This is a genomic window from Protofrankia symbiont of Coriaria ruscifolia (assembly GCF_900634745.1).
Lineage (GTDB): Bacteria > Actinomycetota > Actinomycetes > Frankiales > Frankiaceae > Protofrankia > Protofrankia californiensis.
In genome coordinates this window covers 1-7,950 of record NZ_CAAAFR010000179.1, presented here as the reverse complement: position 1 = coordinate 7,950, position 7,950 = coordinate 1, and the positions used below count along the sequence as shown (strand labels likewise).

Genomic DNA, 7,950 nt, shown 5'->3' with positions numbered 1-7,950 from the left:
GCCTCGGCAATTTCTTTCACGATCGACCTCCCGTGCGTCACATGTTCACGTGGGCCAGATGCTACCGACGGGTATGCCCAGTAGTCGTCCGGTAGGGGGTGTGCGTGCGCTCCAGAAGCGATACAACCTGAGAGCAACCATTGAGGGTGGGAGCGCGTCTGATCTGGTGTGACCGCGCCCATGACAGTCGTGGAGGGGTGGCGGCCCGTGCCTGCGCGGAGCGACGCCGCCCGTAGCGAGGTCGCGCGGGATGCTGATGCCGCTCTCACCGCCTTGTACTCGGAACATTATCGGTCGCTCGTCCGCCTCGCCGCCCTCCTGCTCGACGACATCGGCCTGTGCGAGGAGGTCGTCCAGGACGCCTACATCCGCGTACACGCAGCCTGGGGGCGCCTGCAGGACAGGGAAAAGGCACTCGCCTACCTGCGGCAGACCGTCGTGAACCTCGCGCGTTCGACACTGCGGCGCCGGCTGGTGGCCCTCAAGCACGCGCCCAAACCGATGCCGCACGCGGCCAGTGCGGAGGAAGGCGCCTACACCCTGGTCGAAAGGGCCGCTGTCGTGCAGGCCCTGCGCGAGCTGCCGCGCCGCCAGCGTGAGGCCGTGGTCCTGCGCTACTACGCCGACCTGTCCGAAGCGGATGCCGCCGCGGTCATGCGCTGCAGCGTCGGGTCGGTGAAGGCGTACACGTCGCGAGGACTGGCCGCGCTGGGCAGCAAGCTGGAGGGCCTGCGGTGACCGGGCTCGAACCCGACGAACTGCGTCACCGGCTCTTCGAGGCGGTCGAACCGCTGAAGGTGTCACCGGACGCTTACGAGCGGATCCGCGCCGGGGTGATCCGCCGACGGTGGATGCGGGTGCCGGCCATGGCCTTCGGCGGGCTGGCGCTGGCGGGTCTGATCGGTGTCGCCTACGTGGTGAGCGAGCCCCGGATCTCCTCCACCCTGGTCGAACCGGCCGCGCCGCTGTTCACGCAGACGGCCGGCACGACGACCGTGCGGACCCCTACCTCGTCGTCTGTTCAGGGCGGGTCCGCGGGCGGCCCGGCCCGGCCCCCGGCCACGCAGGCCTCGTCGCAGTCCCCGTCGCCGGTCATGGAAACCAGCCCGGCGCCGTCCCCGAGCGCAACGGCCGGTCGGCCAAGCGTCACGCCCAGCAACTTCAACTCCGCTCCTCTCCCGTCGCCGGTAGCCGTCCCCGCGAAAAAGGGCGACATCGACGGCGACGGGGTGGACGACACGCCGCATCTGTCCGGCAACACGCTTACGGTCACGCTCAGCCGGGTCGGGTCGGCCACGGTGACGCTGTCGGAGGTGGCGTCGCCGTTGACCTTCTCGATCACGGACATTGACACCGACGGTTATGGCGAACTGATCGTCCAGCTCGGTGGTAACGCCGACAGCAGGACGTTTACCGTGATCAAGCTGACCCCGGCCAGGCAGCTGCGGCAGCTGAGCGGGCCGCCGCTGCCGTTGTCGGCCGGGCTTGCGGGCACCCACGGTGACGGCTTCAAGTGCGAGCCCCAAACTCCCGGGACCCTGGTCGTCGCCGCCGGCGATTCCACCGGGGACCGGACGTACCTGGTGACATCCACGACGTGGCAGTTGACCGGCGAGGGCTTCCAGGCGGTCGGTGCGCCCATGTCCTCGACGGTGGACCTGCACACGGCTGATTCACCCTTCACCGCCGGCTGCGGGATCGCCTGACCCCAGATCGCCTTTTCGCGATGATGTGGGAACCCCTGGCCTCTGTGGTTGGTCAGCGTTTGGCGGCCTGCACCAGTTCTGTGAGGACTCCACCGGTGTCCTTCGGGTGCAGGAAGGCGATGCTCGCGCCCATGGAGCCGTGCCGAGGTCGCTGGTCGACCAGCCGGACCCCCTGCGCGCCGATCGAGGCCAGCGCGTTCTCGACGTCGTCGACGCCGTAGCCGATGTGGTGGACGCCCTCGCCGTTGCGGGCAAGGAACTTGCCGACCGGGGAGTCCTGCCGAGTCGGCTCCAGAAGCTGCACGTAGGACCCGCCCGCGGGGCTGTCGGCCACGAACAGCATGGCTTCGCGAACGCCCTGCTCCTCGTTGACCTCCCGGGACGCTACCGTGAGTCCGAACGTCGTCTCGTACCAGGAGATGGACTTTTCCAGGTCGTGGACGGCGATGCCGACGTGGTCGATTCTGGTGAACATCGCGGGCTGTGCCCCTCTCGCGCTTGTTGTGATGACAGGGGCGGGAGTGCGGGCGTCCCGCCGCGGCTTGCCTGGCCCGCCGTCCCGGGATGCTGCCACACCTGACCGCGACCGGCACGGATGCGCAGGGTCGCCCCTGCTCGTCCGGCATGTTGCACAAGATCACGTTATGGTTACCGAAGATGCTGTCGTACCTGCGGGAGGCTCACTCATGCCTGGTTCCGTTATCGTGGCCGGCGCGCGGACACCAATCGGCAAGCTGTCCGGGGCGTTGAAGGGATTTTCCGCCGTTGACTTGGGCGGAAAAGCGATCGAAGCTGCGTTGTCGCGGGCCGGGATCAGTGGTGAACAGGTCGAATACGTCATCATGGGGCACGTGATCCAGGCGGGCCAGGGCCAGATCACCGCCCGGCAGGCGGCGGTCAAAGGCGGCATCCCGATGAGCGTTCCCGCGATCACCGTGAACAAGGTCTGCCTTTCAGGCCTGGACGCGATCGCGCTGGCCGACACCTACATCGCCAGCGGCGAGTTCGACGTCGTCGTTGCCGGCGGGATGGAGTCGATGACGCATGGTCCGCACCTGTTGCCGTCCCTGCGGGCCGGTGTCCGCTACGGCAACGCCGAGCTGGTGGACGCGACCGCGCACGACGCCTTGTTCTGCGCGTTCGACCAGGTGGCGATGGGTCTGGGAACCGAACGGTACAACGCCGGGCTCGGTATCAGCCGTGCCGAACAGGACGAGTTCAGTGCCCGTTCGCACCAGCGGGCCGCCGCGGCGATCAAGAACGGTCTGTTCGACGACGAGATCGTCCCGGTTGAAGTGCCGCAGCGCCGCGGCGACCCGGTGCTGATCAGCCAGGACGAGGGCGTCCGCGGTGAGACCACCGCGGATTCGCTGGCGAAGCTGCGTCCCGCCTTCACCGATGACGGCACGATCACGGCTGGTTCGGCGTCGCAGATCTCCGACGGCGCCGCGGCCGTCGTGGTCACCAGCCGGGCCAAGGCGGCCGAGCTCGGGCTGCCCGTGCTCGCCGAGGTCGGCCACCACGGCTTCGTCGCCGGTCCGAACCCGTCCCTGCAGTCCCAGCCGTCGAACGCGATCTCGGTGGCGCTGCGCAAGGAGGGTCTGACACCTGCGGATGTCGACCTTTTCGAGATCAACGAGGCCTTTGCGGCGGTGGGCATCCAGTCCATGCGCGATCTCGGTATCGGTCCAGAGGTCACCAACGTCAACGGGGGTGCGATAGCGCTCGGGCATCCGGTCGGTATGTCCGGCGCCCGGATCGCCCTCACGCTTGCCTTTGAGCTGCGTCGCCGGGGAGGCGGCATCGGTGCCGCAGGCCTTTGCGGCGGCGGCGGCCAGGGAGACGCTCTCGTGCTGCGCGTCCCGGCGTGAGTTCGACCCCGGTGGTCTTCCCGGTGCCCGCCCCGCTGCGGGCACGCTCCTCCTCGCCGGCCGACCTGGTGGACGCCGCCGTCGCCGGTGACCCGCGGGCCGTCGCCCGCCTGATCTCGCTGGTGGAGGATGCCTCCCCGCAGCTGCGGGAGATCATGACCCTGCTGGCGCCACGCGCCGGGCGGGCGCAGGTGATCGGCCTTACCGGTTCTCCCGGCGTGGGCAAGTCGACCTCGACGTCCGCTCTCGTCGGCGCGTTTCGCGCCCGCGACCTGCGGGTCGGCGTCCTGGCCATCGACCCGTCGTCCCCGTTCAGTGGCGGCGCGCTGCTCGGGGACCGGGTGCGGATGCAGCAACACGCCACCGACCCCGGCGTCTACATCCGGTCGTTGGCCTCACGCGGGCATCTCGGTGGGCTGTCGTGGGCGACCCCGCAGGCGCTGCGCGTGCTCGACGCGGCCGGCTTCGACGCGGTGCTCGTCGAGACGGTGGGCGTGGGCCAGGCCGAGGTCGACATAGCCTCGCTGGCCGACACCACGCTGGTGCTGCTGGCACCGGGTATGGGCGACGGTATCCAAGCGGCCAAGGCCGGCATTCTGGAGATCGCCGACGTGTTCGTGGTCAACAAGGCCGACCGGGACGGCGCGGAGCACACCTACCGGGAGCTCAAGCACATGATCGCGCTCACCGGAACCGTCGACGGGCGGTGGCAGCCGCCGGTGCTCAAGACCGTCGCGTCCCGGGCGGAGGGCGTCGACGAGATCGTGGACGCGATCGCCGGTCATCGCACGTGGATGGCCGGGCGGGGCGTTCTGGACGCCCGCCGGCGCCGCCGCGCCGCCGACGAGATCGAGCAGATCGCCCTCACCGAGCTTCGGGCACGCATGGGTGACCTGCGGGACGCGACCCTGCTGGACAGTCTCGCCGGCGAGGTTGTCGCGGGCACGGTCGACCCCTACACAGCCGCTGACCGTGTGATCGCCGGTATGACCGGCGAAGGCGCGATCATCGGGTGATCCGTCCGGTTCCCGCTCGGTCCCCTGGGTGCCCGGACGCCTGGTGAGCGGGGTCCGCCAACGCGTGGCCTGCCAGCGCGTGACCTGTCAGCACAGGCCACCGGTGAGCGGCCTACTACTGGTGAGCGGCCTGATGGCGGGCGGTCTGGTGCGTTGCCAGGTGGCCCGCCGCCGCGACCACCGCGTTCACGTCGAGAGGCGCTCCGACGACACCCACCGCGCCCGCCTGCCGCAGCTTCATCAGATCCCGCGGGTCGTCGTCCGTGGTGAGGACGACAGCGGGCACCTGCCCGGCCGCGGCGTCCGCCGTGAGCGTCCGTAGCAGCTCCTCGGCCGTCGCGTCGGGCAGGATCCGGTCCAGCAGCACCAGCGCCGGCCGGGACCGCCGCACGGCGTCCAGCGCAAGGGCGGCGCGGGGGACGCAGACCGTGTCCGCTCCCAGGGAGCTGCGCAGCACGTGGGTGACCATCGACCGGGTTGCGGGATCACCGCTGACATGCACGATCCGGAGGTGGTTGTCGACCGATCCCGGCCCTGGTCCCGACCCCGATCCTGCCGCCGGCCCCGATCCCGGCAGCCTGCTGCCCGGGACGGCCGGCACCGGAGCGAACCCGTCGTCGTCGTAGTAGTCGCTGTAGGCGTCGTCGAAACGGACGTCGACGGTGTCCAGCACCACCGCGAACACGCTGCCCACCCCGTAGCGGCTGGCCACCGTGAGAACGCCGCCCATGGCCGTGACCAGAGCGTGGGACAGCGCCAGCCCCAGTCCACTACCCTCAATGCCGCTTCGTTCGGCTCCGAGTCGTTCAAACGGCCGGAACAGCCTGTCCATGGCCTCGGGGGGCAGGCCGTTGCCGTCGTCCTCGACCTCGATCCGCACCCGCGCTCCGGTGATGGGCACGATCCCGACCCGGACGGTGCCGCCTTCGCGTCCGTACTTCAGGGCGTTACCGACCAGGTTGAGCAGGACCTGCCACAGCCGCCGCCGGTCGGCGTCGGCGACCAGCGGCTCAGACGGTGAGATGACACGCCGGATCCCGCGCTGTGCGGCGAGAGGCTCGACCAGCTCGACGACACCCTGGACGATCTCCAGGACGTTGACGGGCCCCTTGTTGATGTCCCCGCGTCCGGCCCGCAGCCGGGCGAGGTCGAGCACGTCGTCGATGAGGGCCTGCATGTGCCGGCCACCGGTGATGATGCGTTCGATGTCGTCGTGCAGCTCCGGTGGCAGCGGTTCGAGTTCCAGCAGCTGCGCGAAGCCGAGGACCGCGTTGAGGGGGGTGCGCAGCTCGTGCCCGAGCCGCGCGATGAACTCGTCCTTTGCCCGGGACTCCTGCTCGGCCGCCTCCCGTGCCCGGATGTCCTCGGTGTCCCGGGCGACGATCACGAGGCCGCCGGCGGGGTCGGACCGCACCGACACCAGATAGGGCGCGGTGTTGCCCGCGGCGTCGACGAGATCGACGGTTCCGCGCCACTGGCCGGTACGGCTCAGCGCCCGTGGTACGACATCGCGCAGCCGGACCCGCGACGACGGTTCCACCACGTCGGCCAGGTCCCGCAGATGGATCGTCCCGGTCAGCCGTTCACCGAGAAACGTCCTCGCAGCCACGCCCGCATCGAGCACGCGACCGTCCGCGCCGACGAGTACGACCAGGCTTGTCAGCGCGTCGAGGAGGGTCTGTGGAACCACCTATGCCTCGTCGTCCCGCATCGTCCACCCCACGGCGGGCAATAGTAGGGCGTGCCGTCGAAGAGCGTTGTCCCGGGTTTGGTTGAGTGCCTGATTGTGCCGTCCAAGGAATGGAACCTTTACAGAAAGTAGCACTCTGCGGGTGTTCGTCGCCAATACCGGTACGTAGGTGGTAGCCGCCATGGTAGATCTTGAATCATGCTCGTAGCGTTCAGCGTGACCCCGATCGGAGTCGGTGAGGATGTTGGTGACCTGGTCGCCGAAGCAGTGCGGGTGGTCCGCGCCAGCGGCCTGCCCAACGAGACGTCGGCGATGTTCACAACGATCGAAGGGGAGTGGGACGAGGTCATCGACGTCGTGCGCCGGGCGGTCGAGGCCGTGACCGTGAAGTCCGGACGGGTGAGCCTGGTGCTCAAGGCCGACATCCGCCCGGGGGTCACCGACGCGATACACGCCAAGGTCGCCTCGATCGAACGGCACCTGGCCTGATCGCGACGCCCCGGGGCCTCGGGTTCCCCGCTGGCGTCCCGGAGGGTTCCAACCTGGTCGAATTCGCGACATTCACCGACCGTAGGCAGCCGGTCTGCCGAGGCGGTGTCCGGTTTCGCTGGTCAGATGCAACGATGGAGCCATGCCACGGAGGTCACCCATGCCGCCTGGGCCCCGGTCGTCAGGACCGGTGCCACCCAGGTCGAGGAACGCTACGCCCGGAGATCCACGGCTTTCCAACGAACTCGCCGGCCTCCGCTTCGCCGGCGCGGTCCCGCTCGATCCCAAGCCCGCACCCACGCGGCCGTCGACCGGTGCGGTGGGGGCGCGAGCCGCCCAGTCGGACAAGGGCTCGCCGGCGCAACCCGTCGTTGTGGACGTAAGCGAGGCGACGTTCGCCACGGAGGTCCTGCAACGATCCATGCAGACCCCGGTGGTGGTCGACTTCTGGGCCGAGTGGTGTGGCCCGTGCAAGCAGCTCAGCCCCATTCTTGAGCGGCTGGCGGAGACTGACGGCGGGCGCTGGACACTCGCCAAGATCGATGTGGATGCGAACCCGCAGCTCGCCCAGGCCGCGGGCGTCCAGGGTATTCCCGCGGTCAAGGCGATCATCGGCGGGCGGATCATCGGCGAGTTCACCGGTGCCCTGCCCGAACGCGAGGTGCGGGCCTGGCTCGACCAGTTGCTCGCACTCGTCGACGAGGCCTCCGCCGGCCTGCCCGGCGGGCCGGACCCGGCCGTGTCCGACCCGCATCACACCGCTGCCGAGGACGCTCTCGCCCGCGGCGACCTTGACGCCGCCGCGGCGGCCTACCGCGCCCGGCTCGCCGAGACCCCCGGCGACTCGGACGCGGCGCTGGGGCTCTCCCGCGTCGAACTCTTCCAGCGGGTGGCCACGATCGACGCGACCGCGCTGCGCACCCGGCTGTCAGCCGACCCCGACAATGTCGAGGCGGCCATCATGCTGGCCGACGTCCTGGTCGCCAAGGGCGAGGTCGAGACGGGCCTGGCGCGGCTGGTCAGCGTTGTCCGGCGGACCAGCGGCGACGAGCGGGAACGCGTACGGGCGCACCTTGTCGGCCTGTTCCAGGCGCTGGGGGACGCCGAGCCGGCAGTCGGCCCGGCGCGGCGAGCCCTGGCAGCCGCCCTTTTCTAGAGATTTTCCCGCCGGCCGGAGG

The 7,950-nt window shown here is 69.9% G+C and carries 8 protein-coding genes; 6 read left to right on the top strand and 2 right to left on the bottom strand.

Annotated features, from left to right (window positions below; all coding sequences use genetic code 11):
* The first annotated feature begins 207 nt into the window (after nt 1-207).
* Both CV1CTNOD_RS20015 and CV1CTNOD_RS20010 read left to right on the top strand, forming a co-directional pair.
* On the top strand, nt 208-738 hold the full coding sequence (locus CV1CTNOD_RS20015) for a SigE family RNA polymerase sigma factor (RefSeq protein ID WP_242606862.1): 531 nt from the start codon (nt 208-210) through the stop codon (nt 736-738).
* The gene (locus tag CV1CTNOD_RS20010; protein WP_131787543.1) at nt 735-1,706 is read left to right on the top strand and encodes a hypothetical protein; all 972 of its coding nucleotides are present in this window, start codon (nt 735-737) and stop codon (nt 1,704-1,706) included. Before CV1CTNOD_RS20015 ends, CV1CTNOD_RS20010 begins: the two co-directional genes overlap by 4 nt.
* 52 nt (nt 1,707-1,758) lie before the next feature.
* Here the strand turns inward: CV1CTNOD_RS20010 and mce are convergent, their stop codons facing one another.
* The gene (gene mce, locus CV1CTNOD_RS20005; RefSeq protein WP_131768456.1) at nt 1,759-2,181 is read right to left on the bottom strand and encodes a methylmalonyl-CoA epimerase; all 423 of its coding nucleotides are present in this window, start codon (nt 2,179-2,181) and stop codon (nt 1,759-1,761) included.
* A 211-nt stretch (nt 2,182-2,392) separates the two neighbouring features.
* On the opposite strand from mce, the gene CV1CTNOD_RS20000 reads away from it, so the two are divergent.
* Together CV1CTNOD_RS20000 and meaB are read left to right on the top strand one after the other, a co-directional pair.
* Complete coding sequence (locus CV1CTNOD_RS20000; protein ID WP_131787542.1) at nt 2,393-3,577, top strand: acetyl-CoA C-acetyltransferase; 1,185 nt, start codon at nt 2,393-2,395, stop codon at nt 3,575-3,577.
* Nucleotides 3,578-3,612: 35 nt separating this feature from the next.
* On the top strand, nt 3,613-4,593 hold the full coding sequence (gene meaB, locus CV1CTNOD_RS19995) for a methylmalonyl Co-A mutase-associated GTPase MeaB (protein WP_131787545.1): 981 nt from the start codon (nt 3,613-3,615) through the stop codon (nt 4,591-4,593).
* Between the two features lie 115 nt (nt 4,594-4,708).
* Here the strand turns inward: meaB and CV1CTNOD_RS19990 are convergent, their stop codons facing one another.
* The gene (locus tag CV1CTNOD_RS19990; RefSeq protein WP_131787541.1) at nt 4,709-6,283 is read right to left on the bottom strand and encodes an ATP-binding response regulator; all 1,575 of its coding nucleotides are present in this window, start codon (nt 6,281-6,283) and stop codon (nt 4,709-4,711) included.
* A gap of 198 nt (nt 6,284-6,481) precedes the next feature.
* On the opposite strand from CV1CTNOD_RS19990, the gene CV1CTNOD_RS19985 reads away from it, so the two are divergent.
* Both CV1CTNOD_RS19985 and CV1CTNOD_RS19980 read left to right on the top strand, forming a co-directional pair.
* A complete protein-coding gene (locus tag CV1CTNOD_RS19985) occupies nt 6,482-6,772 on the top strand; it encodes an MTH1187 family thiamine-binding protein (protein ID WP_131787540.1) in 291 nt (96 codons plus the stop codon).
* A 160-nt stretch (nt 6,773-6,932) separates the two neighbouring features.
* On the top strand, nt 6,933-7,928 hold the full coding sequence (locus CV1CTNOD_RS19980; RefSeq protein WP_131787539.1) for a tetratricopeptide repeat protein: 996 nt from the start codon (nt 6,933-6,935) through the stop codon (nt 7,926-7,928).
* Nucleotides 7,929-7,950 lie beyond the last annotated feature (22 nt).

Coding starts and splice junctions, on each gene's coding strand:
- mce (WP_131768456.1), bottom strand. CDS start 2,181: ATGTTCACCAGAATCGACCACGTCGGCATCGCCGTCCACGACCTGGAA.
- CV1CTNOD_RS20000 (WP_131787542.1), top strand. CDS start 2,393: ATGCCTGGTTCCGTTATCGTGGCCGGCGCGCGGACACCAATCGGCAAG.
- CV1CTNOD_RS19985 (WP_131787540.1), top strand. CDS start 6,482: ATGCTCGTAGCGTTCAGCGTGACCCCGATCGGAGTCGGTGAGGATGTT.
- CV1CTNOD_RS19980 (WP_131787539.1), top strand. CDS start 6,933: ATGCCGCCTGGGCCCCGGTCGTCAGGACCGGTGCCACCCAGGTCGAGG.